Source organism: Sulfitobacter marinus, assembly GCF_900116285.1.
Taxonomy (GTDB): Bacteria; Pseudomonadota; Alphaproteobacteria; order Rhodobacterales; family Rhodobacteraceae; genus Sulfitobacter; species Sulfitobacter marinus.
Map to the genome: position 1 here is coordinate 1 of NZ_FPAJ01000004.1, position 25,805 is coordinate 25,805.

Consider the following 25,805-nt stretch of genomic DNA (forward strand, 5'->3'; position numbering starts at 1 on the left):
GTCACTTTTGTCCGCCCCATCGAATGCGTGCCATATGCACTCGCGTCTAGGCCGATTGATGTGACCCAGTCGCGGACGATCCGCGCATACTGGCGTGTCGAGATGTGCAGGCGTTCATGGAACCGACCCGGCCAAAGGTACTCCGAGCCAACCATGAGCTCATCTTCCATCCACTTTTCGACCGAGGCGCGTGTGCCTTCGGATATCTCAAATCGCACAGGTTTCTGTGTCTTGCATTGTAACACCGATGCCCGTTCCTTGATCTGACCCGACGCCATGACGTCGACGACTTTCATCTTCACCAGGTCACAGCCGCGCAGCTTGCTGTCGATCGCCATGTTAAACAGCGCGAGGTCGCGATGGTTCTCTGATAGTTCTAGACGAACCCTGATCGCCCAAACGTGTTGAGGCTTCAAAGGCCGTTTCTGACCAACGATACGACCCTTGTTCCAAGCGGGGCGAAGTGCGCGAATGGCTGGTAGGTTTGGTGTTTCCATGACTGATCCTCCGATCCGCCATGCCCTCCCACAACGACAACCCGACGTTGACTAAAGCAGTATATCACCGGATGCTGCGTTGCATCTGAGGACCGAAAGGAGCCCTAATTTGACCGATGCTGCGTCGAGCACGAATAGCTGGTTCGGCGAAGTTGACAGATTTAGGACAATTGTCCTAAATGAGGGTATGAGCAAATTGAACACGCGAAAATCTATCGAGGAGATGGCTGACTCCCTGTTCTATGAGAAAGGGTTTGAAGCGACGTCATTTGCTGATGTCGCGGCAGCGGTTGGCATTTCGCGCGGTAATTTTTATCACCACTTCAAGTCCAAGGATGACATCCTTGACGCTGTGATCACACGCAGGATGAACAAGACGAAGGAAATGTTGGATGCTTGGGACGTAGGTGCGACACCCAAAGGGCGCATTGTGTCTTTCATTCGCATTCTGATCGCCAACCAAACTAAGATCATGGCGTTTGGCTGCCCTGTTGGATCGTTGACGACCGAGCTGGCTAAGCTTGATCATGTCGCAAAAGACAGAGCCGCAGAGATTTTTAGCCTGTTTCGGGATTGGCTTGCGCACCAATTCAAAGCGCTTGGCCACGGCAAGGACGCTGCTGATCTGGCACTACATGTGTTGAGCCGATCCCAAGGCACCGCCGTACTGGCTTCGGCCTATGGAGATGGCGAATTTCTGAAATCTGAGGTCGTCGCACTTGAAAACTGGTTAGAAACCCTACCCAACAAACAACTGGTGAGAGGCTGAGCATGTTTATTATCTTCCTTAGATTATCAAAGAACAAAGCCGCGGCTCATGAGCACATGGCGGCACATAACGCGTGGATCGCCGCGGGCTTTGCTGACGGCGTTTTCCAATGCGTTGGCTCGCTTAAGCCAGAAGGCGGCGGCGCGGTAATGGCTGTTGGAGAAAGCGGGGACGCGCTGAAAGAGCGGGTCAATTCTGATCCATTCGTACAGCATGATATTGTTGTCGCTGAAATCATCGAGGTTGACGTCAAGAAGACCGCGCCTGCCCTTGAAATGTTGAAGGCCTGAGTGGTGGATAAGTTAATAACCGGATCCGACGACCAAGAACGTTGTGAATGGTGTGACGCTGCACCTGAGTTCCTGCACTACCATGACACCGAATGGGGCTTTCCGGTCGTTGATGATATTCGCCTTTTTGAAAAGCTGTGTCTTGAGAGCTTTCAGTCCGGACTGAGCTGGCGCACAATACTGAACAAGCGCGAGAATTTCCGCGCTGCATTCGCCGGATTTGACTATGCCAAGGTTGCTCAGTTCGGCGCAGTGGATCGCGAACGTCTGATGGCAGATGCCGGGATTGTCAGAAACAAGAGCAAGATCGACGCGACGATCAACAATGCGCAACGTATGTGCGAGCTTGTAGAAGCCGAGGGATCGCTCGCAGCATTTGTCTGGGCTTTCGAGCCTGATCCTGAGACTCTTTCCGAACCCCAAACTGCAACGACGTCTGCCGCTTCTGTTGCCTTGTCAAAGGCATTGAAGAAACGTGGCTGGAAGTTTCTAGGGCATACCACCGTTTTTGCATTTATGCAGGCAATAGGTCTCATCAACGATCATGCAAAGGGGTGCGTCATACGAGACAGGGTCAAGCAGGCCCGGCAGGCCTTTGAACCACCCAAGCGCTAATCGAAAACCGTGACAGCGGACATTCCAATCTCGGTCCTCGATGACCGCACCGTCCCGCGCTCCGGGCATGCAACACTCTCCAAATCGAGCAGTTGCAGCGAATGTCGGCAATGCGGGCTGCGACCGCAGCATCCTGATCGGTCGGCCAGCGGCAGCTTAGGGCCATCAATGTAGGCCGGATTATTTGCTCATGCGAAATACTGCGGGACGGTATTGGTAAAGTGGGCTCTCCAAGCACCTTAGCCGCGCGATCTACGAGCGACAGTTTCCGGAAATAACACCGTGCCCGTCATGGTGTTCGAACTCACCATAGGGGACGCAAAGCCGGCCTTCGCACCCAGACGCTCATGGTCTGCTTCATTGCACATGCTTTTGATGTTATTCATTTATGGAAACACAAAGCTAAGGAAGCACCCAGATGCCAAAAGCGATTGTTCCTGCCGATTTGGAGAGCTACGTCACGGATTGGAAAATGTCGCCGGATTTATTCAAGACGGTGCTGTCGTAGAAATCAAATGCATCGCACGTAGAACGTAGATGATACGCGTGTATCGGCCGAAGTGCGCTCTTGCGAACCTTAGCTACGCATCCCGGTAGCGCCCGTTTTGTCCTGAAGAGGCTGCGTAATGTGCCGGTAACGGCAAAATCCCAGCCTATACGGGGCAGGCGATCTGTAGTGCTGGATGAGGGTGGTTTGGTGGAGCCTAGCGGGATCGAACCGCTGACCTCCTGCATGCCATGCAGGCGCTCTCCCAGCTGAGCTAAGGCCCCATCATGGATCAATGATCCGGTCGTTGTCGCAACCCGGGATGGCTGCTGCGCCGCTGAATAGGCGCAAGCGAAGGCGGGATCAAGGGGAAAATCCACTCCCGCCTTCGTAAAGTTTAATCAGTCGTCGTCATTGGCGGCAACGTCCGCGATTTCTTCGAGCGGAACTGTATCTTCTTCGTCGTCGTCATCGTCCAGAATATCGTCATCCAGATCCACATCAACGTCGTCGTCATCTACCAATACGTCGTCCTCAGCGTCACCTTTTTTGGCCTTTGCTGTGACGGCGTCTTCGGCGTCGGCGGCGATCATACGCGACTTGGAGTTGTCAATCTCGACGACCTCACCGCTGTATGGGCTGATGATCGGGTCTTTGTTCAGGTCGTAGAACCGCTTGCCCGTTGTGGGGCACAGGCGCTTGGTTCCCCATTCTTCATTGGGCATCGAAGTCCCCTTTTTGAAAGTGTTGTTGCGTATAGATGATTCAGGCCAAGTGCCATATGAGATAGGAACTGTCAAAGGCAATCGCCACACTATATGCGCCCGAAAGCCCAAAATGCCCGATCCGTTCCTGCCCGGCAATCCGCCAATCCCGCTTATCCTGCGCCGTTCCGCGCGGGCCAGACGTATATCTCTGCGTATTTCGCAACTGGATGGCCGCGTGACGCTGACGCTTCCCAAGCGGCTGCAAGAGGCCGAGGGCATCGCATTCGCCCGTGAAAAGGAAGAATGGATTCGCAAGCACCTTGAGACGCGCGGCGCGGATATCCCAATCGGTATCGGTGCGGAGTTCCCCTTGGGCGGGCGCATGGTGCAGGTCATTCAGGGGCAGGGACGCCGCGTTCAATTGGGTGATGACACAATTGCGGTGCCCGGGCGCGAAGACCGTGTAGCGGCACGGCTTGCCGCGCATTTAAAAGAACTTGCGCGGGACCGTCTGGCGGGGGCCTGTGATGATTACGCCGCGGTTCTAGGGCGACCCTACAGCAAGCTGACCCTGCGCGATACGCGGTCTCGGTGGGGGTCGTGCACATCCGACGGCGGGCTGATGTTTTCCTGGCGCTTGATACTGACCCCGCCCGAAGTGCTGGACTATGTCGCTGCCCACGAGGTCGCCCATCTGGCACAGATGAACCACTCGCCCGCCTTCTGGGCCGAGGTGGAGCGAATCTATGGTCCCTATAAAGATGCGCGCCGCTGGCTGCGCCAAAACGGCAGTGATCTGCACCGCTACCGATTTAAATAAAATACAAGCTGGAGCCGCCTATGACACCCCCTCAACTGGCCGCATTGGTCCCTGAGCTTTCCTGCAGTGACTTTGAACAAAGCCTGAAGTTTTATACAAAAATTCTTGGGTTTAAGGTGCTGTTCGAGCGGCCCGAGCGAGAGTTCGCTTATCTGGCTCTCGGCAAGGCGCAGATCATGCTTGAGCAATCAAACGGTTATTGGGAAACTGGGCCATTGCAAAAGCCATACGGGCGGGGCGTCAACTTTCAGATTGTGGTGCCGGACTTGCAGCCGATTGTTGATCATCTTGCCAACTCCGGGGTTGCTCTGTTTCAAGCACCCGAAACAGCGTGGTACAGGATCGATAAGGTTGAGCGGGGCGTACGCGAGTTTTTGGTGCAGGATCCGGATGGCTATCTGCTTCGGTTCAGCCAGCTCATAGGGGACAGGCCCACCGCACGCGATCAAGCTTGACATTGACGCGGCCATTTTTTGTGATCACAACGGCAATATGAACCTGAACCCTCGCCCCCTTGATGCTCAGCCGCTGGCCCATGACCGTGTTTACCGGCAATTGCGCGGCCGTATTATGAATGGTGATCTTCCGCCGGGCCATGCGCTGACCTTGCGAGGGATCGGTAAGGAGTACGAGGTTTCAATGACGCCCGCCCGCGAGGCGGTGCGCCGTCTGGTGGCCGAAGGGGCGCTGACCATGTCGGCGTCGGGGCGCATCTCCACACCAGAACTGAGCAACGAGCGGATCGAGGAACTTGCCGCGTTGCGCGCTTTGATCGAGGTCGAGCTGGCCAGCCGTGCGCTGCCACGTGCGCATTTTGCCCTGATCGACCGGCTTCAAACGATCAATAATGCGGTGTCCGAAGCCGTCGCCCACCGTGATGCTGTAAGCTATATTCGCACCAATCTAGAATTTCACCGTACGTTGTATCTGCGCGCGCAGGCCCCTGCGATGCTGGCGATGGCTGAAACCGTTTGGCTGCAAATGGGGCCGACCATGCGTGCCCTATATGGCCGTTTGCGCCGGACCGAGCCGCCGCATTTTCATCGTTTGATCATTGCAGCGCTGCGTGCAGGGGACGAGCCGGGATTGCGCCTTGCCGTCAGAACCGACGTGACTCAAGGCTTGCGCATGCTCGCGACCTGAGCCGGAGTTTTCAAAACCCCGCCCGTTTTCTTGGCAAGAAAACGATACCGCCTCGGATTATGCCGCCAGCCCTTTTGAACCCAACGCCATGAATTTGGCGCGCCGGTCATCAATCAACGCCTTGCTCTTCTTACCGTCTAAATCTTTCAGCATGGCCTCGATCGCCTTGCCAACAGCTTTGATGGCCCCGGCCGGATCGCGATGCGCGCCGCCGCGCGGTTCTGGAATGATGCGGTCATTTACGCCAAGCTGTTTCAAATCTTGGGCTGTCAGGCGCAACGCCTCGGCAGCTTCACGCATCTTCTCTGAGTTTTTCCACAAGATCGATGCGCAGCCTTCTGGGGAAATCACCGAATAAACAGAATGCTCAAGCATCGCGAGCCGGTTCCCAGTGGCAAAAGCAACAGCCCCGCCAGAGCCACCTTCTCCGATCACCACCGAAACCAGTGGCACGCCGATTTGCAGACATTTTTCAGTCGCGCGGGCGATGGCCTCCGATTGGCCACGCTCCTCGGCACCTTTGCCGGGATAGGCACCAGGGGTGTCGACCAACGTAATGACCGGCAAGCCAAACTTATCTGCCAGTTCCATCAATCGCACGGCTTTGCGATAGCCTTCGGGCCGGGCCATGCCAAAGTTGCGTTCAATTCGTGATTTTGTATCGTCGCCTTTTTCATGTCCGATCACCATGACAGGCACGTCATCAAAACGTGCCAAACCACCCATTACGGCCAAATCGTCGGCAAAGTTACGATCACCGGCAAGCGGTGTGTAATCTGTAAAAAGCGCCTCGATATAATCCTTACAATGGGGACGGTTGGGGTGCCGCGCCACTTGGCATTTTCGCCACGGGGTAAGGGATTTGTATAGATCGTCCAGCATCTGGTGGGCTTTTTGATCCAGCGCCTTTGCTTCGGCGCTGACGTCCATTCCCTCCGAAGATCCGGCAAGGGCGCGTAATTCTTCCGCTTTGCCCTCAATCTCGGCGAGTGGTTTTTCAAAATCCAGATACTGTGTCATCACATGCTCCGCGTTAGGTTCTGTGCTATATGGCGCTGATTTGCGGCCTTTGCAACGCAGCGCGTTCACGCTGCCGGCAAAAGCACGGGAACCAGGGACGCCACCAACAAAGCGGCCATCGTCCAGTTGAATATCGTCAAACGCCGCGGGTTGGTCAAAAACCGCGCCATTTCTTTGCCTAAAACGGTCCATAGTGTCACTGAAGGAAAAGCCATAACCGCCACGACACCTGCCGTAATAAACAACGGGCCAGCATCGGCCTGAGGCACATAAATCGTGATGATACTTAGGCCAAAGGCCCAGGCCTTGGGATTGACCCATTGAAATCCGGCGGCTTGAATAAAGCTCAAGGGGTGCCCGGTTGCCGCTGCTTGCTGCGCAGGGCCAGCGGTCGCGATCTTATAGGCAAGATACAGCAGATAGATGACACTCAATACCTTGAGGACGGTATAGATAACCGGAAAGGTATCAAACACCCGGATTAAACCAAACCCGACCAAAAGCAGCATGATCATAAAGCCGATTGTGATCCCGAGCATATGCGGGACCGTACGTGCAAAACCATAATTCGCGCCGGAGGCCATCAGCATCAGGTTATTCGGGCCCGGCGTCATGGATGTTATAAACGCAAATAGCGCAAGGGCAGAGAGTACATCAAAAGTCATACCCAACAGATGCCTCAACTCTGCATCCGCGCCAAGCCCCCTTTCTCTGGCTTACAAATATCCCGGGGGGTACGGGGGGCTGGCCCCCCGCTTGAGGTCCGCGATTATCGCGCTGCAATCATTTCGGACTGACGCACAATGACTTCGGCCTGTTTGATGCTGGCAATATCAACCAAGCGGCCCTTGTAAACCGTGGCACCCTCGCCATTTGCCTTCGCAGTCTCCATGGCGGCCAAAATTTCGCGGGCTTCGGCAACAGCCTCTGCTGATGGGGTAAAGACTTCGTTCGCCACGCCAATTTGCTTGGGGTGGATCGCCCATTTGCCGACCATGCCCAAAGTGGCGGAGCGCCGCGCCTGAGCGCGGTAGCCTTCGTCATCAGAGAAGTCACCAAACGGGCCATCGACGGGCAGCACACCGTGGGTGCGGCAGGCGGCAACAATCGCTGTTTGCGCCCAGTGCCACGGATCAGACCAATGCTTTGCCCCGTCATGAAGCATGTAATAGTTTTCCTGCGTTCCGCCGATGCCGGTGGTTTGCATGCCCATGGATGCCGCGAAATCTGCAGCACCCAGGCTCATCGCTTCAAGGCGCGGGCTGGATGCGGCGATTTCTTCGACATGGGCAATGCCTGCGGCCGATTCGATGATCACCTCAAATGCGATGGGTTTCGACCGGCCCTTGGCTGTTTCAATGGCAGTGACTAGCGCATCCACAGCATAAACATCCGCAGCACAGCCGACTTTCGGGATCATGATCTGGTCAAGGCGGTCGCCCGCCTGTTCCAGCAACTCAACCACGTCGCGGTACCAATAGGGTGTGTCGAGCCCGTTGATCCGCACGGAGAGTGTTTTATTGCCCCAGTCGATATCATTGATGGCCCCGATGATGTTGGCGCGGGCGGTATCCTTGTCTGACGGTGCGACGCTATCCTCTAGATCAAGGTTGATCACATCAGCAGCCGAGCTGGCCATTTTTTCAAACAAGGCAGGGCGGGAGCCGGGCCCAAAAAGCTGGCAGCGGTTGGGGCGTGCGGGCGGCGTGGGCTGGATGCGAAAGCTCATGGTCGAATTTCCTCGGGTAATAATATTGCAGAAGGCTTGCGTCGGTTGGTATTAAATTGCGCCGCAAGCTGCAAGCGAGATATCGCAGGTGCAGCATTGCACCTTGAGTGCTTGCACAAATATTCGACGAAAAGATGAATGTGCACATTAATCTCTCGCAATGACTTGCCATGGGGGCAGACTTGCAATCCTCTTGTCGCTAGAAACAGCGAAAATGACGCAAACATACTTTGCCGGAGCACGTAGCGATGATTGAAACACCATATCTTCTTTTCCTGGGCGACGCGCCTGACCAACTGGCTGTTAAAGTCGCGCAAGGCATCAAAGACTGGCGCCCGGACAATGCCGTGGCTCAGTTCCGCATGGACGGATGCAAGGCCGATCTGGGTCTGGCCGATATGACCTTGGCCGAGGCGAAAGAAGCCGGCGCAAAAACCCTCGTCATTGGTGTGGCCAATCGGGGCGGTGTGATCAGTGCGGCGTGGAAGTCGGTGCTGCTTGAGGCGCTTAATCTGGGCTTTGATCTGGCATCTGGATTGCACAACCTTCTGCGTGACGAGGCCGATCTGGCCAGTGCAGCGACCAAAAATGGTCGCAGCTTGCACGATGTGCGGATTCCATCTGAACCATATCCCATTGCAAATGGCGTGAAGCGCAGCGGCAAGCGGGTGCTGGCGGTCGGCACAGATTGTTCCGTCGGCAAGATGTATACCGCCTTGGCGCTGGACGCGGCGATGCAGAAGAAGGGTATGAAAAGCACCTTCCGTGCGACCGGCCAGACCGGTATCTTGATCACCGGCGAAGGTGTGCCGTTGGATGCTGTTGTTGCTGATTTCATGGCTGGATCGATCGAACACTTGACGCCTGATAATGACGATGACCACTGGGATGTGATTGAAGGGCAGGGCAGCCTGTTCCACGTGTCTTTTTCCGGTGTGACCCTTGCCTTGATCCACGGCGGCCAGCCTGACGCCTTGATCTTGTGTCACGAGCCGACACGCGAAACCATGCGCGGTTTGCCTGACTACACCCTGCCCAGTTTGGAAGCGGTCCGCGACACGGCGCTGGCGCTGGCAAAGGTGGCGAACGCTGGTTGCAAGGTGGTGGGCATTTCGATCAATACCCAGCACATGTCAGAAGCGGAGGCCGAGGCTTATCTGGCCGAGGTGGAGACGCGTCTTGGTTTGCCTGCTGTTGATCCCTTCCGCCAAGGGGGCGATAGATTGGCAGACGCTTTGGCAGCTCTCTGACCGGCCCTTCGGGGAGAGTTTATTTGGCAAAATGAAGGAACGGGTATGCGTATTGAGGTAAGCCGTGATGTGTTTCGGCTGGCGCAGGTATTCACGATTTCACGCGGGTCGCGGACTGAGGCGCGGGTGTTGACCGTGCGGGTGTCGGACGGTGGCGTGACGGGCTGGGGCGAATGTGTACCCTATGCCCGCTATGACGAAACGCTTGAGAGTGTGACCGCTGAGATCGAGGGCTTGCCAAGTATGTTCACGCGGGTGGATCTGTATGATCTGCTGCCAGCGGGTGCTGCGCGCAATGCAGTCGATTGTGCGTTGTGGGACCTTGAGGCAAAGCAGGCGGGAAAGCGGGTTTGGGAATTGGCCGGCTTGCCCGCGCCGGGGCCTGAGATCACAGCATATACGCTTTCCCTGGACACGCCCGAGAAGATGCAGGCGCAGGCGGCGCTGCATTCGCATCGGCCTTTGCTCAAGATCAAGCTGGGCACGCCCGATGACATGCCCCGGCTTGAGGCCGTGCGCGCCGGGGCCCCTGATGCGCAGATTATCATTGATGCGAACGAGGGCTGGTCTGCGCAGGTGTATGCCGATCTGGCCCCGCATCTGGTCCGGTTGGGCGTATCGCTGGTCGAGCAGCCATTACCGGCCGGTGAAGATGATGCGCTGATCGGGATGGACCGGCCTGTACCTGTCTGTGCCGATGAAAGCTGCCATGATCGGGCCAGCCTGCCCAAGCTGAAGGGCAAATATGACGTCGTTAACATCAAGCTGGATAAAACCGGTGGGTTGACCGAGGCGCTGGCCCTGCGTGATGCGGCGCTGGCAGAGGGCTATGACGTGATGGTTGGCTGCATGGTTGGATCGTCCCTGGCGATGGCCCCCGCGACCTTGGTGGCGCAGGGTGCGAAGGTTGTTGATCTTGACGGCCCGCTTCTTCTGGCCGAAGACCGCGAGGACGCTTTGATATTTGACGCAGCCGGGGTGCATCCACCCACGGCCAAGCTTTGGGGATAAGACATGCGGATTGTTTACGTGAACGGCGAATACCTGCCTGAGGATGAAGCCAAGGTTTCGATCTTTGATCGCGGGTTTCTGATGGCAGACGGGGTGTACGAAGTGACCTCGGTTCTGGATGGCAAATTGATCGATTTCGAAGGCCACGCCATTCGCCTAAGCCGTTCGCTGAACGAGTTGGCAATGCGCAACCCGATCTCGAAAGACGACCTGCTTGAGGTTCACCGCGAGTTGGTGCGCTTGAACGAGATTGACGAGGGACTGATCTATTTGCAGGTCACGCGCGGGTCTGACGGCGACCGCGACTTTGCCTTTCCTGATCCCGAGACGACGGAGCCGACGATTGTTCTGTTCACGCAGTCCAAGCCCGGTCTGGCCGACAGCCCTGCCGCCAAAAAGGGTGCCAAGATCATCAGCATCGAAGACATCCGCTGGGGCCGTCGAGACATCAAAACGGTGCAATTGCTGTACCCGTCGATGGGCAAGATGATGGCAAAGAAAGCCGGTTGCGATGATGCGTGGATGGTCGAGGATGGTTTCGTTACCGAAGGCACCAGCAACAACGCCTATATCGTGAAGGGCAACAAGATCGTCACCCGCGCGCTAAGCAACGATATTTTGCACGGCATCACCCGCGCCGCCGTTCTGCGTTTCGCCAAAGAGGCGCAGATGGAAGTAGAAGAACGCAACTTTACCATCGACGAGGCGAAGGCCGCAGACGAGGCGTTTACCACATCCGCCAGCGCGTTCGTAATGCCGGTGGTCGAGATTGACGGTGTTATGCTGGGCGACGGCACGCCGGGGCGGATCGCGCCACGCCTGCGCGAGATTTATCTGGACGAGATGCGCAAGGCGGCAGTTTAGGCGGGGAGGTGATGGCGGCTTTGCGGACTAACCGGACCTTAGTAATATCAAATAGCCTGCTGTTGCAGGCGTCTGAACATGCCACGCACTATCCACCGGTGAGCAACTCCAACAGGGATCATATAAGCGCGACCGAACAAATTATGTACACACACAGAAGAAGTAACTGAAAGCGTCTCACCTTCGATTGAAATACACGTCATAACATCGAGGTGACGGTCGCGTTCTGTGAGAACTAAGCACTCGTCATCAACATACTCGACGAGAAAGAAATCCAAATGTTGTCCGACACTTATCTGATCTACCGGCTTTCCACTAAATCCACCGATGCGTTTCACGCCAAAAATTGATGAAACTGTATCGCGTATTCGAAAAGCAATTTTGAGAAGTGGCTGTGGATCACTCATGATTGTGTTCCACGCGGTCAAAGCGGTCATTTTCTTAGGTATACGGGTATCTTGCCTATCGTAGTAATAGAGCATTGGCACCGGCCCCAAAATTCGAATGTTGGTGTTTGGCAAAACAATCATTTCTGCACCTTAGCTGCAATGCAGCATTATGCAAGATAGGGCTCTTTTCGGACGTTCGGCCCCATTATGTGCCGAAAAAAATAGGAAAGCCCCTACCCCTTCCCGACATTCTCCTCGAACGCGACCTTGAACGCCTCTTGCTGGTCGGGCTTGGCGTCCGTCTGATAGTTGGCTTTCCACTCATCCATGGTCATGCCGTAGAACAGCTCGCGGGCTTCTTCTTTGCCCATCTCGATGCCGCGTTCGGCGGCGGCTTCTTGGTACCAGCGTGACAGGCAGTTGCGGCAAAAACCGGCGAGGTTCATCATGTCGATGTTCTGCACATCGGTGCGGTCTTGCATCAGGTGTTGTTGCAGGCGGCGAAAGGCGGCGGCTTGCAGTTCGATCTCGGTTTGCGTGGGCATGATGTTTCTCCTGTTTGAGATCAAATTTGGGTTCGGGCCAGCATGGTGTCAAGGATAGGCCGTGCGGCACCGGCGGGCAGATCATGGCGCAGTTCGCTGGAAAAGGCGATGCCGGTCATATTGCTGAAACCATTTGCCGTATAATTCCGGGTGTGGGACGGACGCGGGGTATACTGGCCCGTGTCGTGCGATTGATGTTATCGCTAACGCATTTACTATCCACTCTGAGCGATACCCGTGCTAAAGAAGGGTAAGCTTGGATGAATTTGGGGCCGATGCCGGCCCAACTGACGAAGGAAGACGTAGAGTATGAAACGCACACGCAATGTAAAAGTAGTCGCTACTTTGGGACCTGCCTCTGATACCCACGAGATGATCTCGGCTTTGCATGCGGCGGGTGCGGATGTGTTTCGTTTGAACATGAGTCACGGCAGCCATGATGAAATTCGGGTCAAGCACGACATTATCCGCCAGATCGAAAAGGAGACCGGATCGACCATCGGTATTCTTGCTGATCTTCAGGGGCCAAAGCTGCGTGTTGGTGTGTTTGCGGGCGATAGCGAACTGTTGGTGGAGGGCGCGCCATTCCGGTTGGATCTCGATGAGGCTGAAGGCAATGCAAGCCGTGTATGTCTGCCCCACCCCGAGATTTTCGCGGCGCTTGAGCCCGGCGCGAGCCTTTTGGTCAATGACGGTAAAATCCGTCTCAAGGTCAAAGACTGCGGCCCCGATTTTGCCAATTGCGAAGTGGTGATCGGGGGCGTGATTTCAAACCGCAAAGGTGTGAACGTGCCGGATGTGGTGCTGCCCCTTGCCGCGCTGTCTGAAAAAGACCGCGCCGATCTTGAGTTCGTTTGCGATCTGGGTGTCGACTGGCTTGCGCTCAGTTTTGTTCAGCGCCCCGAAGACGTTCTTGAGGCGCGCAAGCTGGCCAAGGGCCGGGCGGCGCTGTTGTCCAAGATCGAAAAGCCATCTGCCGTTGCCCGGTTCGAAGATATTCTTGAGGTCAGCGATGGCATCATGGTTGCGCGCGGTGATCTGGGGGTCGAACTGCCGATCCAGAACGTGCCGCCCATTCAGAAACGTCTGGTCCGCAAATGTCGTGCGGCAGCGAAGCCGGTGATTGTCGCGACGCAGATGCTGGAATCGATGATTGAAAGCCCGATGCCAACCCGCGCCGAAGTCTCGGACGTGGCGACCGCGATTTATGAAGGTGCCGATGCTGTCATGTTGTCTGCGGAATCCGCAGCAGGTTCTTATCCAATCGATGCGGTCCGGACGATGGACAATGTCGCTACCGAGGTCGAACTGGATCCGACATATACGCAAATCATTGAAGCGTCGCGTGCCGCCGATCGGATGACCGTGGCCGACGGGATCGTTGCCGCCGCCCGCGAGATTGCCGAAACCACAAACATCAAGGCGATCTGCTGTTTCACACAAAGCGGCACAACGGGTCTCTTGATCGCACGTGAACGTCCACGTGTACCGATCATCGCGCTGACACCGCTGGCCAAGACTGCGGGGCGGCTCACGCTCAGCTGGGGCACCAATTGCGTCGTCACCGAACGGCTTGACCGGTTCAAGAAGGCTGTTGTCAGCGCCGTGCGTGCCGCCCGAGACGAGGGTTATGCCGAGCCTGAGGATATGGTGGTTGTGGTCGCGGGCGTGCCGTTCAACGTCGAGGGCAGCACAAACATCCTGCGCGTCGCACCTTGTGATGAAAGTTTGATTTTTAGCGCTGATCCGGACTAACCTGCGCCATCAGGTGAAACGAATTCGGTAAAGGCACATATTCCATGGACACTGATCTTGCTTTGGTTCTGGGTCTTGCCCTTGCTGTACTATCGATCCCATCCATTTTGTCGGCGTTTGCCGACAGCCGGTCCCCGCGCGTTTCGATTGTGTCTGTGGTGATTGCGGGCGGGTTGGTGTTATATGCGCTGCTTACCCACCCCGAAGGGTACAGGTTGAACGATATTCCCGATGTAATCGTGAATGTGATGGCCCGGTACAAATTCTGGTAACGCTTTTGGGCTTGCCATAATTCCCGGTCCGACCTATACGCCAGCTTCGTTCCGCGCGTCCGGCCCACGTGGCATGCCGAGTCGCGCATCTACCGAACTCAAGTCAAGGAGACGGAAATGCCCAAGATGAAGACCAAGTCGAGCGCTAAGAAGCGCTTTAAAGTATCGGCGACCGGTAAGGTCATCGGCAGTCAGGCCGGCAAACAGCACGGCATGATCAAGCGGAGCAACAAGTTCCTGCGCAACGCACGCGGCACGACAGCATTGTCTGCGCCAGATGCAAAGATCATCAAGGGCTTCATGCCCTACGACCGCTAAGATAGGAGAGCCGATATGTCCCGTACAAAAGGTGGTGTCGTCACCCACGCCCGTCACAAAAAGGTAATTAAAGCAGCCAAAGGTTACTATGGCCGCCGCAAGAATACCTTTAAGGTCGCGCGTCAAGCCGTCGACAAAGCAAACCAATATGCAACCCGCGACCGTAAGAATCGCAAGCGCAACTTCCGCGCATTGTGGATCCAGCGGATCAACGCTGCTGTGCGCAGCTATGACGAAGCGCTGACATACAGCCGCTTTATCAATGGTCTGTCCCTTGCAGGCGTTGAAGTAGACCGCAAGGTTCTGGCCGATCTGGCCGTGAATGAACCTGACGCGTTCGGTGCAATTGTTAAGCAAGCCCAAGACGCACTGGCCGCGTAAGCGCCTGTCGCCTCTTAGAAATACCAAAACGCCGCTCCGATCTCGGGGCGGCGTTTTACGTTTTGGGGCCTCGCGGTTTTTGTCGCGCCGCCTTGTATTCGGGCGCAATTCTGGTAGCACCAGCTCGAACATAAGACATGAGGCCGATATGGACGACCTGAAAGCGAAATATCTGGGCCAGATCGCTGGTGCCGCTGACGAAGCCGGGCTGGAAGACATCCGTCTGGCCGCCGTGGGTAAAAAGGGCGAAGTCGCGTTGAAAATGCGTGAACTGGGCAAGATGACCCCGGAAGAGCGCCAGACTGTTGGCCCCGCTCTGAATGCGCTCAAGGACGAGATCAACTCGGCCATCGCCGCCAAAAAGGCCGCCTTGGGTGATGCCGCGCTGGATGAACGTCTGCGCAGCGAATGGCTGGACGTGACGCTGCCCAGCCGCGGCACGCGTCAGGGCACGATCCACCCCGTCAGTCAGGTGACGGAAGAAGTGACTGCGATCTTTGCTAATTTGGGTTTCTCGGTGGCCGAAGGGCCACGCATCGACACCGATTGGTATAACTTTGACGCGCTGAACATCCCCGGCCACCATCCCGCGCGCGCCGAGATGGACACGTTTTATATGCACCGCGCCGAGGGCGACGACCGTCCGCCGCATGTGCTGCGCACCCATACCAGCCCCGTACAAATCCGCACGATGGAGGCCCAAGGCGCGCCCCTGCGCATCATCTGCCCCGGTGGTGTGTACCGCGCCGATTACGACCAGACCCACACGCCGATGTTCCATCAGGTCGAAGGTCTGGCAATCGACAAAGACATCTCGATGGCGAACCTGAAATGGACGCTGGAAGAATTCTTTGCCGCGTTCTTTGAGGTCGACGGCATCAAAACCCGTTTCCGCGCCTCGCACTTCCCCTTCACCGAACCATCCGCCGAAGTCGATATCCAGTGTTCATGGGTCGACGGTCAGCTGCGCATTGGCGAAGGTGACGACTGGATGGAAGTTCTGGGCTCCGGCATGGTCCACCCCAAGGTGCTGCAAGCAGGCGGAATCGATCCGGCTGAATGGCAGGGCTTTGCCTTTGGCATGGGCATCGACCGCATCGCGATGCTGAAATACGGCATCCCCGACCTGCGCGCCTTCTTTGATTCAGACCTACGCTGGCTGCGGCATTATGGTTTCGCCAGTCTGGACCAGCCGAACTTGCATGGTGGGTTGAGCAGGTAAGCAAAACCCGCGTTATGGAAGGCATCAAAGTGAAGCTTTTTCGTCATAGTTACCGCGAGGCGTCGGATGCCAGCCGAACCGTCTATGCACGGTTCGAACTGGTTTACACGTTTGTGGATTTCATGGCGGCGCTTTGCTTTATCGTCGGTTCTATTCTGTTCTTTTTCGAGACAGAACAGATACCCGCGACATGGTTTTTTCTGATCGGATCATTTCTTTTTGCGGCCAAGCCGACCTTGCGGTTGATCCGTGAGATCAAGCTGTACCGGATGGGTGATGTGAAAGACCTCGCGGACAGAGCGAAGTGAAACTAATCCGTTGGCTACTGTGCGTTCTGCTGGTGTTGCCAGCTTTTGCCAGCGCGACATCCGCCCAACCCTGCGGCGGCGACATCCCCTGCAAGATCGGCAATCGCGAATATAATATCCTGCTGCCCGATGATTGGGACGGCACCTCTCCCCTTCCGGTGATGATGCATTTCCACGCCTTCCTTCGGCGTGGCAAGACGGTGGTGAACCATCCGCGCATCGGGGTTGAGACCAAACCACGTGGGGTTATGCTCATCGCCCCCTCTGCGCAAAACCGCGCTTGGCGGTTTTGGCAGGACGATCCCGCTGACATCGACTTTGCCGATGCCGTGCTGGCCGATGTCGCCGCCCGCTATCCGGTGGACCCGGACCATATTTACATCTCGGGATTTTCGTTCGGGGCGGCGATGGCGTGGCGTTATGCCTGTGCACGGGGCGACCGGATTGCCGGGTTGATGACCATGTCGGGAACCATCAAACAGGCAAGCGCCTGTCCGAACCCGCCCGATCAAGTGCGCCACGTGCATGGGTTAAACGACATCTGGATGAGCCTGCCACGCGGCCCCGGCCATGACGCCACAAACGCCGTGGCCCTGTGGCGCAAAGCCTTCGGGTGCGCACAGGGCAAGATCACCCAGCATTGGTTGATCCGCGCGGATACCGAAGCGACGAACATTGTCTGGGACCGGTGCAGCCAGGGCCGCAAGGTGACGCTGGATGTGCATACAGGCGGCCATTTTATTCCCGAACACTGGCTAGGCACGCAGTTGGATGACCTGATGGCGCGTGAATGACGCGCTAACCGCATTGAACCCGCGCAGATTAAGCGATACGCCCTAGCCCAAGCATTTGCACGAGGATTGACCGATGAAATTCACACTCTCTTGGCTAAAGGATCATCTCGACACCACGGCGTCGGTTGATGAAATTACCTATGCGCTGACCGATCTGGGGCTTGAGGTTGAAGGCGTCGAAGATCGTGGTGCCAAGCTGGCGGATTTTACCTTGGGCTACGTGAAGTCAGCGGAAAAGCACCCCGATGCCGACCGTCTGCGCGTGTGTCAGGTTGAAACCGATGAGGGTGTTCAGCAGATCATTTGCGGCGCGCCAAACGCGCGCGAAGGCATCACCGTGGTTGTGGCCAAGCCGGGCGTATATGTGCCGGGTATTGATACGACGATTGGTGTGGGCAAAATCCGTGGCATCGAAAGCTTTGGCATGATGGCGTCCGAGCGCGAGCTGGAACTGTCCGAAGAGCATGACGGCATTATCGAGTTGCCATCGGGCAATGTCGGGGACCGTTTCATCGACTGGCTGGCCGAAAATGATCCGGCCAAGGTTGATCCCGTGATCGAGATCGCGATTACCCCGAACCGTCCCGATGCACTGGGCGTGCGTGGCATTGCACGCGATCTGGCGGCCCGTGGTTTGGGCACGCTGATCAAACGCGACACACCCGCGATTGAGGGGAAATTCCCATGCCCGGTCACCGTTTCGATTGACGAAGATACATTGGATCAATGCCCCGTCTTTTACGGTCGCGTGATCCGCGGTGTTAAGAACGGCCCGTCGCCTGAATGGCTGCAAGACGCGTTGCGCGCCATTGGGCTGCGCCCGATTTCGTTCCTTGTCGATGTGACCAACTTTTTCACCTATGACCGCAACCGGCCTTTGCACGTCTTTGACGCCGATAAAATCGCCGGCAACACCTTGCGCGTTCACCGTGCCAAGGGTGGCGAGACCTTGTTGGGGCTGGACGACAAAGAATACACATTTGCCGAAGGCATGACGCTGATTTCTGACGCTGAAAAGATCGAAAGCATTGGCGGTGTCATGGGCGGTGCCGAAACCGGCTGTTCCATGGACACGGTGAATGTATTCGTCGAGGCGGCCTATTTCGATCCGGTGCGCACTGCCTATACGGGCCGCGCGCTCAAGATTAACTCGGACGCGCGCTATCGTTTTGAACGCGGGATCGACCCGGAATGGACACCCAACGGTGTTGAACACGCCACGCGAATGATCCTTGATATCGCGGGCGGCGAAGCGTCTGAGATGGTAGTCGCAGGCAAGATACCCGATTTTTCGCGCGCTTATAAGCTGGATGCCGCACGGGTGCAGTCGCTTGTTGGCATGACCATTTCCGAGGCTGACCAACGCAAGACGCTGACGGCGCTTGGCTTCCGCCTTGAGGGGAACATGGCCCATGTGCCCAGCTGGCGCCCCGATGTTCAGGGCGAGGCTGATCTTGTCGAAGAGGTCGCGCGTATTGCCTCGCTTACCAAGCTTGAAGGTCGCCCCTTGCCGCGTCTGACAACAGGTATTCCCAAACCGATCCTGTCACCGATGCAGCGCCGCGAGGCTGCGGCCCGCCGCGCCTGTGCCGCGTTGGGCTATAACGAATGTGTTTCCTACAGCTTTATTGATCAACCCTCTGCCGCGCTGTTTGGTGGCGGTACAGACGAAACCCGTCTTGAGAACCCGATCAGCAACGACATGAGCCATATGCGTCCGGCCTTGTTGCCCGCCTTGTTGCAGGCTGCCGCGCGTAATCAGGCGCGCGGTTTCCCTGATATGGCCCTGTTCGAGGTTGGTCCGGTGTTCACGGGGGGCGAACCTGGCGAGCAACACATGCAGGTCAGTGGTGTTTTGATCGGGCGTACTGGCCCCAAGGATGTGCATGGTGCATCCCGGCCCGTCGATCTGTTTGACGTCAAGGCTGACGTCGAAGCGGTGCTGTCTGCGATTGGCGCGCCCGCCAAGGTTCAGATCAACCGCAACGGTGCTGAATGGTGGCATCCCGGTCGCCACGGGCAAATCTGCCTTGGTCCGAAAAAAGTGCTGGGCGTGTTTGGTGAAATCCACCCGCGCGTGTTGGCCGCATTGGATGTGAAAGGCCCGGCAATGGGCTTTACCATCTGGCCAGCCGAGGTGCCTATGCCACGCAAATCAGGTGCAACACGGCCGGCGCTGAAAACCAGCGCGCTGCAAGCCGTTGAGCGCGATTTCGCCTTTGTGGTAGATGCCGATATCGACGCGATGACATTGGTAAACGCTGCGATGGGCGCGGATAAGGCGCTGATCGATGACGTGCGTGTGTTCGATGAATTCATCGGCGGCGCGTTGGGTGAGGGCAAGAAATCCCTTGCGTTGACGGTGCGTATGCAGCCGGTCGAGCAAACCTTGAAAGATGCCGATATCGAAGCAGTCGGTGCCAAGGTGGTTGAGAAGGTCACCAAAGCCACCGGCGGCGTGTTGCGCGGATAACGGGGAGAATTGATATGACCTTAACTGTATATCTATCCGGTGAAATTCATACCGATTGGCGCGACCAGATTATCGCAGGTGCCGCTGATCTTGATGTCAGCTTTGACAGCCCGGTGACGGACCACGCGGCCAGCGATGATTGTGGCGTGGCCATCATGGGTGCCGAAGCGGACAAGTTCTGGCATGATCGCAAGGGCGCACAGCTGAACGCGATCCGTACCCGCAAGGGCATTGAAATGGCCGACGTGGTCGTTGTGCGCTTTGGCGACCAATATAAACAGTGGAACGCAGCTTTTGATGCGGGCTATGCAGCGGCCTTGGGTAAATCACTGGTCGTTTTGCATGGTCCGGATCACGCCCATGCTCTGAAAGAGGTTGATGCCGCGGCCTTGGCCGTCGTTCAAGAACCGGCGCAAGTCGTTCAGATTCTGCGGTATGTGTTGACCGGAAAACTCCCCCAATAGGCCCTTAAGTGGGGTTAAATTGCCATTAAGCGTATAAATTACGCGATTTTGCGTGTTTTTCGAAAAATAATGCTCGTAAATGGTGCAACCTGTGCTAACGGGCTGCCACGTAAGGTTAACACACGTAAAAGCGTATGCTTAAAATAACATGAGGGACATACTATGCTTCAAGAATTCAAGGACTTCATTGCCAAGGGCAATGTTATGGATCTGGCCGTCGGTATCATCATCGGTGCCGCATTCACCGCGATCGTAGGCTCGCTTGTCAGCGACCTGATCAACCCGATCATCGGTCTGGTTCTGGGCGGTGCTGACTTTACCAGCCTCTATACTGTTTTGTCAGGTGACGTGCCCGCAGGTGTCGGCCTTGAGGCCGCGCGTGAAACAGGCGCTGCGATCTTTGCCTATGGTGCGTTCATCACGGCCTGCATCAACTTCCTGATCATCGCATTTGTTGTGTTCATGCTGGTTAAGGCTGTCAACAAAATGAAGGCCGCCGCCGAGGCACCTGATGATGTTGCGCCAGAAGTTGAAACCGGTCCATCCGAGCTGGACGTTCTGCTGCAAATCCGCGACGCGCTGGCCAAGACGAAGAAATAATTCAGTCTCGCGTATTGAATGTCAAAAGGCCCGCAGTCACCTGCGGGCCTTTTGCGTTAAAGGGGGTCGTTTATCCCGCGATGGCGTCGTCAGCACTGATGCTTTCAAGGCCAAGCGCGTCGGCGACCGCCGCATAGGTCAGTTGCCCTGCATGAACGTTCAGCCCAGCCTTAAGGTGCGGATCGTCTGCGCAGGCTTTTTTCCAGCCCTTATTGGCCAATGCCAGCATGAACGGCATCGTCGCATTGCCAAGGGCAATCGTTGATGTCCGCGCAACTGCGCCCGGCATGTTGGCCACACAGTAATGCATGATGCCGTCGACCTCGTATATGGGATCGTGGTGGGTCGTGGCCTTGGAAGTTTCAAAACAACCCCCTTGGTCAATTGCCACATCCACCAGCACGGCACCGGGCTTTAGCTCGGACAGTTGGGCGCGGCTGATCAGTTTTGGCGCGGCGGCACCGGGGATCAGGACAGCACCGATAATCATGTCAGCGGCGCGGGCCAGTTCAATCGTGTTGCCCGCAGAGGCATACGACGTCTTGAACGTTCCGCCATAGACATCATCCAGATAGCGCAGGCGGGGCAGGGACCGGTCAAGCACGGTGACATCCGCGCCCATACCTGCCGCGATCCGCGCGGCATGTGTGCCGACAACGCCGCCGCCGATAACAACGACCCGTGCGGGGCCAACGCCCGGAACGCCGCCCATCAAAACGCCGCGGCCGCCGTTTGCCTTTTGCAAGGTCCATGCCCCGACTTGCGGTGCCAAACGACCTGCAACCTCGGACATCGGGGCCAGCAGCGGCAGGCCGCCACTACGGTCGGTGACTGTCTCATAGGCAATGCATGTCGCACCAGAGGCCAACAGGTCCTTGGTCTGTTCGGGATCAGGGGCAAGGTGCAGATAGGTGAACAGAATTTGCCCCTCGCGCAGCATCTTGCGTTCGACCGCTTGGGGTTCTTTGACTTTCACGATCATATCAGCGGCTGCGAAAATCTCGGCGGGGGTGGCGATAATTTCTGCACCGGCCTCAACATAATCGGCGTCATCGAAACCGGCGCCAACGCCAGCACCCGTTTCAATGATAACCTCGTGGCCGTTGTTCACGGCCTCAAACGCTGCATTTGGCGTCATGCCAACGCGAAATTCCTGTGGTTTGATCTCTTTTGGGCAACCGATTTTCATGGGTTTTGTCCTGTGTGGGTGAGCCTATGCGCCAAAATACGCCCGTAAAAGTGAAATTAGACACCAATTTTGGCTCGCCTCGGGGGGTGGAATTGGAATAATCTATCGAAAACTGCAAAATTTATGAGAAAGTATTGCGCACATGAGCCTTGATGACATTGATCGCCGTATCCTGACCGCCCTGCAACGCAAGGGCCGGATGTCGAACTCGGATCTATCCGAGCAGGTTCACCTGTCGCCATCTGCCTGCCACCGGCGCGTTCAAAGCTTGGAAAGCGAAGGGTACATCCAAGGGTATGTCGCCCTGCTGAATGCCCGCAAGATGGGTGTGCCCACCACCGTGTTCGTTGAAATCACCTTGCAAGGGCAGGCGGACGAGGTGTTGGATGCTTTTGAAAAGGCCGTGGCCCGGATACCTGCTGTGCTTGAATGTCATCTGATGGCGGGGTCTGCCGATTACCTGCTTAAGGTAGTTGCCGAAAACACGGAAGATTTCGCGCGCATCCACCGTCAGTTTCTGGCCCGTTTGCCCGGTGTGGGGCAGATGCAATCCAGCTTTGCGTTGCGCACGGTCTGCAATACCACTGCGTTGCCCGTGTGAATATGACGCGTTGATCTGGATCAACGCCCAGTATCAGGCGTTCCCTTAGAAAGACGGCGTACTCTAAGGGAGAAAAGCAATGATCGAGGTCCAATCTGGAACGCAGGAGAACCTGCTAGAGGTGCATATGAAGGCACCGATTACCGATAAAGATTATAGTGACGTTTTGATGCCAGCGATGGATGCCGCGCTGGCAAAGGGCGAAAAGCTGAAGATGTTGGTCGTGATGAACGCTGACCTGACCGACTTTACCATGGGCGCGCTTTGGGATGATGCGAAAATGGGCATCGGCAATTGGAGCGGCTTTGAAAGAATTGCCATCGTGACCGCAAACACCGCGATGACACGTCTGGTGCGCGCGTTTTCAATTTTGATGCCATGCCCGGTGGCGGTATTTGGTAAATGGCACGAAGACGACGCCCGCCTTTGGTTGTTCGAATCGCTGGGTGCCATTCACCAGACCGACTTGGGCGGCGGCGCGCTGCATGTTGAACTGCTGGGTAAAATCGATGCGGATGTTTATGCGTCCGAAACCGAAGACCTGAACGCCTTTATCCGCAAAAGCGACCGCTTTCGGTTGCTGCTGGACATCAGACGTTTTGATGGCTGGCAAGGGCTAAGCGCGATGGCTGCGCATTTCCGGCTGGTACGGGACCACGTTGGCCAATTGGACCGTGCCGCAGTGGTGGGCGATTCCAAATGGGAAGCGATGGTCGTGCAGATCGTCAAACGCTTGATTGGCAAAGACGCGCGGTATTTTGACAAGAACGATTTTGAAGCGGCCCAAGCGTGGATCACCGCTGACTGAACCGCGTTAGGCAAAATAAAACCCCCGGCACCTAAGGGTATCGGGGGTTCGTATTCTTATGCGTCGCTTGGTATGATTTACATCATGCCTTCGCGTTGCAATTTTTTCCGCGCCAGTTTCCGGGAACGGCGGATCGCTTCGGCTTTCTCGCGTGCTTTTTTCTCGGAAGGTTTCTCGAAATGCTGCTTAAGCTTCATTTCACGAAACACACCCTCGCGCTGAAGTTTTTTCTTCAGGGCGCGCAGCGCTTGATCGACGTTGTTATCGCGAACACTAACCTGCATGTGGTTTTCACCACCTTTCTAGTTTGAAGTTGCAAGGATTTGCAGGAAGTGGCCATATAGCAAGCACGACCTATATTGTCTAGTGCCAAGCCATTGACCGCACAGGAGGCCCGCCATGACCGAAATCAGCCAAAACCCCAAAGAACAACTGCTGGACGCCGCATTGATGCATGTCCCCTTTGATGGGTGGTCGGAAACCACATTTCAAGCGGCCATTGCCGATACAGGCATCGATTCGACGGTTGCCCGTGCCGTGTGCCCCCGTGGATCGGTTGATTTGGCGGTTGCCTACCACAAGCGGGGCGATGCGCTGATGATTGACCGGATGAACGCCGAAGACCTGAGCGAGATGAAATATCGCGACAAGATCGCGGCGATGGTGCGTTTTCGTCTTGAGGCCGTGACCGACAAAGAAGTGGTGCGCCGGGGGACAACCTTGTTTGCCCTGCCACAACATGCATCCGACGGGGCCAAACTGGTTTGGGGTACCTGTGATGCGATCTGGGATGCTTTGGGCGATACCTCAGATGATGTGAACTGGTACACCAAGCGCGCAACGCTCAGCGCGGTATATTCGTCGACCGTTTTGTACTGGTTGGGCGACACCAGCGACGGGCATCAGGCCACGTGGGAGTTTCTGGACCGGCGCATCGATAACGTGATGCAGATCGAAAAGGTAAAGGCACAGGTCAGAAACAGCCCGACCCTAAGTAAGCTGCTGACCGGCCCGAATTGGTTGCTGTCTCACGTCAAAGCACCATCGCGCGTGTCAAAGATGGGTTTGCCGGGCAGTTGGACCAGCCCGCGCCGCTAGCTTGGCTTCACTCTGACATTCAGACCTGCTAGCCACCGACTGGCCGCAATCTTCGCGGGCCTGAACTGTTGGTGCTGAATACGATGTCCGACCCAATGATTGACCTGAATGCCGTCTCTTTGACCCCCAATGGGGCGGCGGCTTTACACGATATTTCGTTGCGTGCAAACGAGCGGCGTATCGGTGTCGTGGGGCGCAACGGGTCTGGAAAGACGTCGCTGGCCCGTATCTTAGCTGGGTTGGTGGCCCCAACATCGGGGCAGGCGTGCATCGCGGGTATTGATGTCGCAAAAGACCGTAAGGCTGCCCTGCGCAATGTGGGCATCCTGTTTCAAAACCCGGATCACCAAATTATCTTTCCCACGGTCGAAGAAGAAATCAGCTTTGGCTTGACCCAGCTTGGCCAGCCCAAGGTCGAGGCCGCGCATAACACCGAAGCGATGCTGGCGCAGTTTAACCGCGCCCACTGGGCGAAAGCGGCAATACACCAATTGTCACAGGGCCAACGGCAACTGGTCTGTCTGATGTCGATCCTTGCAATGCAGCCCAAGCTGATCATTCTAGACGAACCCTTTGCCGGGCTTGATATTCCGACGACGCTGCACCTTGGCCGCGTGTTGTCGCAACTAGATGCGCATTTGGTGCACATCACCCACGACCCGCAATATCTGTCGGGCTATGATCGCGTGATCTGGATCGACGAAGGGCGGATTGCCCAGGACGGCGCGGCAAAAACGGTTACCAAAGCCTTCGTAACGCGCATGCAGCAATTGGGAGAGCAGGATGATTTCACTCACCTCTCCGGTTAAAACCCGCGCGCATGGTTGGCCTGCCGGGGCCAAGCTGGCGGGCCTATGTGCGGCGACGTTGATCCTGTTCAGTTTCACAGCGCTGTGGTTCCAGTTGGCGATGCTGGCGGCGACATTGATCCTATACGCCCTTCCCGGATGGCAGTTTTTCAAGACCGGCATGGTCCGGCTGCGTATTCTGTGGCCCTTTATGGCGCTGATCCTGATCTGGCACGTCGCCACGAATGATCTGGAAAACGGCGCTGTGATTGCATTGCGCATGGTCTGTGCCGTTGCCATCGCCAATCTGGTCACAATGACCACCAAACTGTCGCAGATGGTTGATGTGGTGACTTGGCTAACGACACCCCTGCGCAGGATCGGGCTTCAGACCCGCAGCCTTGAGCTGGGCATCGCCTTGGTGATCCGATTTATTCCGGTGCTGGTGGAAAAGGGTCAGATGCTGGCACAGTCTTGGCGGGCACGTTCCGCCAAACGTTTGGGTTGGCGGACGATCATCCCCTTTGCCGTGCTTGCGCTGGATGACGCCGAACATGTGGCCGAGGCATTGCGCGCCCGTGGGGGCCTATAACAAGTT

33 protein-coding genes and 1 tRNA gene are annotated in these 25,805 nt (G+C 56.5%); 24 read left to right on the forward strand and 10 right to left on the reverse strand.

Going from position 1 to position 25,805, the window contains the following annotated elements; translation table 11 throughout:
- Nucleotides 1-497: site-specific integrase (locus BM347_RS11470; RefSeq protein WP_093917036.1), on the reverse strand; the 497-nt coding region annotated here is incomplete at its 3' end.
- A 187-nt stretch (nt 498-684) separates the two neighbouring features.
- On the opposite strand from BM347_RS11470, the gene BM347_RS11475 reads away from it, so the two are divergent.
- From BM347_RS11475 to BM347_RS11485, 3 genes are read left to right on the forward strand one after another with little or no spacing between them, the layout of a single operon-like run.
- Nucleotides 685-1,266 (forward strand): TetR/AcrR family transcriptional regulator, encoded by a 582-nt coding sequence (locus BM347_RS11475; protein WP_093916640.1) that lies wholly within the window; start codon nt 685-687, stop codon nt 1,264-1,266.
- A gap of 2 nt (nt 1,267-1,268) precedes the next feature.
- Complete coding sequence (locus BM347_RS11480; RefSeq protein ID WP_093916641.1) at nt 1,269-1,556, forward strand: YciI family protein; 288 nt, start codon at nt 1,269-1,271, stop codon at nt 1,554-1,556.
- Between the two features lie 3 nt (nt 1,557-1,559).
- Nucleotides 1,560-2,171 (forward strand): DNA-3-methyladenine glycosylase I, encoded by a 612-nt coding sequence (locus BM347_RS11485; protein ID WP_093917037.1) that lies wholly within the window; start codon nt 1,560-1,562, stop codon nt 2,169-2,171.
- A gap of 695 nt (nt 2,172-2,866) precedes the next feature.
- Here BM347_RS11485 and BM347_RS11490 read toward each other — a convergent pair.
- A tRNA-Ala gene (locus BM347_RS11490) sits at nt 2,867-2,942 on the reverse strand.
- A gap of 117 nt (nt 2,943-3,059) precedes the next feature.
- Entirely contained in the window at nt 3,060-3,383 is a 324-nt protein-coding gene (locus tag BM347_RS11495; RefSeq protein ID WP_093916642.1) for a TIGR02300 family protein, read from the reverse strand.
- Between the two features lie 112 nt (nt 3,384-3,495).
- Here BM347_RS11495 and BM347_RS11500 point away from each other — a divergent pair, with 112 nt between their 5' ends.
- From BM347_RS11500 to BM347_RS11510, 3 genes are read left to right on the forward strand one after another with little or no spacing between them, the layout of a single operon-like run.
- Nucleotides 3,496-4,185 carry a M48 family metallopeptidase gene (locus tag BM347_RS11500; protein WP_093916643.1) on the forward strand — a complete coding sequence of 230 codons (690 nt, stop codon included), beginning with the start codon at nt 3,496-3,498 and terminating at the stop codon, nt 4,183-4,185.
- Nucleotides 4,186-4,229: 44 nt separating this feature from the next.
- Nucleotides 4,230-4,640 carry a bleomycin resistance protein gene (locus BM347_RS11505; protein WP_245764256.1) on the forward strand — a complete coding sequence of 137 codons (411 nt, stop codon included), beginning with the start codon at nt 4,230-4,232 and terminating at the stop codon, nt 4,638-4,640.
- A 37-nt stretch (nt 4,641-4,677) separates the two neighbouring features.
- Entirely contained in the window at nt 4,678-5,328 is a 651-nt protein-coding gene (locus tag BM347_RS11510; protein ID WP_093916645.1) for a GntR family transcriptional regulator, read from the forward strand.
- Nucleotides 5,329-5,385: 57 nt separating this feature from the next.
- Here BM347_RS11510 and BM347_RS11515 read toward each other — a convergent pair whose 3' ends face one another.
- The 3 genes from BM347_RS11515 to BM347_RS11525 form a co-directional block, all read right to left on the reverse strand.
- Nucleotides 5,386-6,348, reverse strand: coding sequence for an acetyl-CoA carboxylase carboxyltransferase subunit alpha (locus tag BM347_RS11515; protein ID WP_093917038.1), 963 nt, complete (start codon nt 6,346-6,348; stop codon nt 5,386-5,388).
- A 65-nt stretch (nt 6,349-6,413) separates the two neighbouring features.
- Nucleotides 6,414-7,013: a LysE family translocator gene (locus BM347_RS11520; RefSeq protein WP_093916646.1), complete on the reverse strand. Its 600-nt coding sequence runs from the start codon at nt 7,011-7,013 to the stop codon at nt 6,414-6,416.
- Nucleotides 7,014-7,117: 104 nt separating this feature from the next.
- Complete coding sequence (locus BM347_RS11525; RefSeq protein ID WP_093916647.1) at nt 7,118-8,077, reverse strand: L-malyl-CoA/beta-methylmalyl-CoA lyase; 960 nt, start codon at nt 8,075-8,077, stop codon at nt 7,118-7,120.
- Between the two features lie 248 nt (nt 8,078-8,325).
- On the opposite strand from BM347_RS11525, the gene dgcN reads away from it, so the two are divergent.
- From dgcN to BM347_RS11540, 3 genes are read left to right on the forward strand one after another with little or no spacing between them, the layout of a single operon-like run.
- Entirely contained in the window at nt 8,326-9,327 is a 1,002-nt protein-coding gene (gene dgcN, locus BM347_RS11530) for an N-acetyltransferase DgcN (protein WP_093916648.1), read from the forward strand.
- A 45-nt stretch (nt 9,328-9,372) separates the two neighbouring features.
- Nucleotides 9,373-10,338 carry an N-acetyl-D-Glu racemase DgcA gene (gene dgcA / locus BM347_RS11535; RefSeq protein WP_093916649.1) on the forward strand — a complete coding sequence of 322 codons (966 nt, stop codon included), beginning with the start codon at nt 9,373-9,375 and terminating at the stop codon, nt 10,336-10,338.
- A gap of 3 nt (nt 10,339-10,341) precedes the next feature.
- The gene (locus BM347_RS11540; RefSeq protein ID WP_093916650.1) at nt 10,342-11,202 is read left to right on the forward strand and encodes a D-amino-acid transaminase; all 861 of its coding nucleotides are present in this window, start codon (nt 10,342-10,344) and stop codon (nt 11,200-11,202) included.
- Nucleotides 11,203-11,249: 47 nt separating this feature from the next.
- Here the strand turns inward: BM347_RS11540 and BM347_RS11545 are convergent, their stop codons facing one another.
- Both BM347_RS11545 and BM347_RS11550 read right to left on the reverse strand, forming a co-directional pair.
- Nucleotides 11,250-11,732, reverse strand: a complete 483-nt coding sequence (locus BM347_RS11545) for a DUF2867 domain-containing protein (RefSeq protein ID WP_093916651.1) — start codon at nt 11,730-11,732, stop codon at nt 11,250-11,252.
- A 92-nt stretch (nt 11,733-11,824) separates the two neighbouring features.
- On the reverse strand, nt 11,825-12,136 hold the full coding sequence (locus BM347_RS11550; protein WP_093916652.1) for a DUF1244 domain-containing protein: 312 nt from the start codon (nt 12,134-12,136) through the stop codon (nt 11,825-11,827).
- 309 nt (nt 12,137-12,445) lie between these two features.
- On the opposite strand from BM347_RS11550, the gene pyk reads away from it, so the two are divergent.
- The 10 genes from pyk to mscL all read left to right on the forward strand — a co-directional run bounded on the left by pyk (nt 12,446) and on the right by mscL (nt 20,723).
- Nucleotides 12,446-13,891, forward strand: a complete 1,446-nt coding sequence (gene pyk, locus BM347_RS11555) for a pyruvate kinase (RefSeq protein ID WP_093916653.1) — start codon at nt 12,446-12,448, stop codon at nt 13,889-13,891.
- Between the two features lie 44 nt (nt 13,892-13,935).
- Complete coding sequence (locus tag BM347_RS11560) at nt 13,936-14,163, forward strand: hypothetical protein (protein ID WP_093916654.1); 228 nt, start codon at nt 13,936-13,938, stop codon at nt 14,161-14,163.
- A gap of 117 nt (nt 14,164-14,280) precedes the next feature.
- Nucleotides 14,281-14,481, forward strand: coding sequence for a 50S ribosomal protein L35 (rpmI, locus tag BM347_RS11565; RefSeq protein ID WP_008228149.1), 201 nt, complete (start codon nt 14,281-14,283; stop codon nt 14,479-14,481).
- Nucleotides 14,482-14,496: 15 nt separating this feature from the next.
- Nucleotides 14,497-14,862, forward strand: a complete 366-nt coding sequence (gene rplT / locus BM347_RS11570; RefSeq protein WP_093916655.1) for a 50S ribosomal protein L20 — start codon at nt 14,497-14,499, stop codon at nt 14,860-14,862.
- Between the two features lie 148 nt (nt 14,863-15,010).
- Nucleotides 15,011-16,084, forward strand: coding sequence for a phenylalanine--tRNA ligase subunit alpha (gene pheS, locus BM347_RS11575; protein WP_093916656.1), 1,074 nt, complete (start codon nt 15,011-15,013; stop codon nt 16,082-16,084).
- Nucleotides 16,085-16,113: 29 nt separating this feature from the next.
- Entirely contained in the window at nt 16,114-16,392 is a 279-nt protein-coding gene (locus BM347_RS11580) for a YrhK family protein (RefSeq protein WP_093917039.1), read from the forward strand.
- Nucleotides 16,389-17,186, forward strand: a complete 798-nt coding sequence (locus BM347_RS11585) for a CE1 family esterase (RefSeq protein ID WP_093916657.1) — start codon at nt 16,389-16,391, stop codon at nt 17,184-17,186. Before BM347_RS11580 ends, BM347_RS11585 begins: the two co-directional genes overlap by 4 nt.
- 73 nt (nt 17,187-17,259) lie before the next feature.
- The gene (pheT, locus tag BM347_RS11590; protein ID WP_093916658.1) at nt 17,260-19,659 is read left to right on the forward strand and encodes a phenylalanine--tRNA ligase subunit beta; all 2,400 of its coding nucleotides are present in this window, start codon (nt 17,260-17,262) and stop codon (nt 19,657-19,659) included.
- Between the two features lie 14 nt (nt 19,660-19,673).
- On the forward strand, nt 19,674-20,123 hold the full coding sequence (locus tag BM347_RS11595; RefSeq protein WP_093916659.1) for a YtoQ family protein: 450 nt from the start codon (nt 19,674-19,676) through the stop codon (nt 20,121-20,123).
- Nucleotides 20,124-20,285: 162 nt separating this feature from the next.
- Entirely contained in the window at nt 20,286-20,723 is a 438-nt protein-coding gene (gene mscL / locus BM347_RS11600) for a large conductance mechanosensitive channel protein MscL (RefSeq protein WP_093916660.1), read from the forward strand.
- 70 nt (nt 20,724-20,793) lie between these two features.
- Here mscL and ald read toward each other — a convergent pair whose 3' ends face one another.
- A complete protein-coding gene (gene ald / locus BM347_RS11605; RefSeq protein WP_093916661.1) occupies nt 20,794-21,912 on the reverse strand; it encodes an alanine dehydrogenase in 1,119 nt (372 codons plus the stop codon).
- Between the two features lie 142 nt (nt 21,913-22,054).
- Here ald and BM347_RS11610 point away from each other — a divergent pair, with 142 nt between their 5' ends.
- Both BM347_RS11610 and BM347_RS11615 read left to right on the forward strand, forming a co-directional pair.
- The gene (locus BM347_RS11610) at nt 22,055-22,513 is read left to right on the forward strand and encodes an Lrp/AsnC family transcriptional regulator (RefSeq protein ID WP_093916662.1); all 459 of its coding nucleotides are present in this window, start codon (nt 22,055-22,057) and stop codon (nt 22,511-22,513) included.
- A gap of 79 nt (nt 22,514-22,592) precedes the next feature.
- A complete protein-coding gene (locus BM347_RS11615) occupies nt 22,593-23,321 on the forward strand; it encodes a SpoIIAA family protein (protein ID WP_093916663.1) in 729 nt (242 codons plus the stop codon).
- Nucleotides 23,322-23,398: 77 nt separating this feature from the next.
- Here the strand turns inward: BM347_RS11615 and rpsU are convergent, their stop codons facing one another.
- Nucleotides 23,399-23,605, reverse strand: a complete 207-nt coding sequence (gene rpsU / locus BM347_RS11620; RefSeq protein WP_005851231.1) for a 30S ribosomal protein S21 — start codon at nt 23,603-23,605, stop codon at nt 23,399-23,401.
- 115 nt (nt 23,606-23,720) lie between these two features.
- Between rpsU and BM347_RS11625 the strand changes: the two genes are divergently transcribed.
- The 3 genes from BM347_RS11625 to BM347_RS11635 all read left to right on the forward strand — a co-directional run bounded on the left by BM347_RS11625 (nt 23,721) and on the right by BM347_RS11635 (nt 25,799).
- Nucleotides 23,721-24,419: a COQ9 family protein gene (locus tag BM347_RS11625; protein ID WP_093916664.1), complete on the forward strand. Its 699-nt coding sequence runs from the start codon at nt 23,721-23,723 to the stop codon at nt 24,417-24,419.
- Nucleotides 24,420-24,502: 83 nt separating this feature from the next.
- Nucleotides 24,503-25,228, forward strand: a complete 726-nt coding sequence (locus BM347_RS11630; RefSeq protein WP_093916665.1) for an energy-coupling factor ABC transporter ATP-binding protein — start codon at nt 24,503-24,505, stop codon at nt 25,226-25,228.
- Nucleotides 25,203-25,799, forward strand: a complete 597-nt coding sequence (locus tag BM347_RS11635) for an energy-coupling factor transporter transmembrane component T family protein (RefSeq protein ID WP_093916666.1) — start codon at nt 25,203-25,205, stop codon at nt 25,797-25,799. Before BM347_RS11630 ends, BM347_RS11635 begins: the two co-directional genes overlap by 26 nt.
- Nucleotides 25,800-25,805 lie beyond the last annotated feature (6 nt).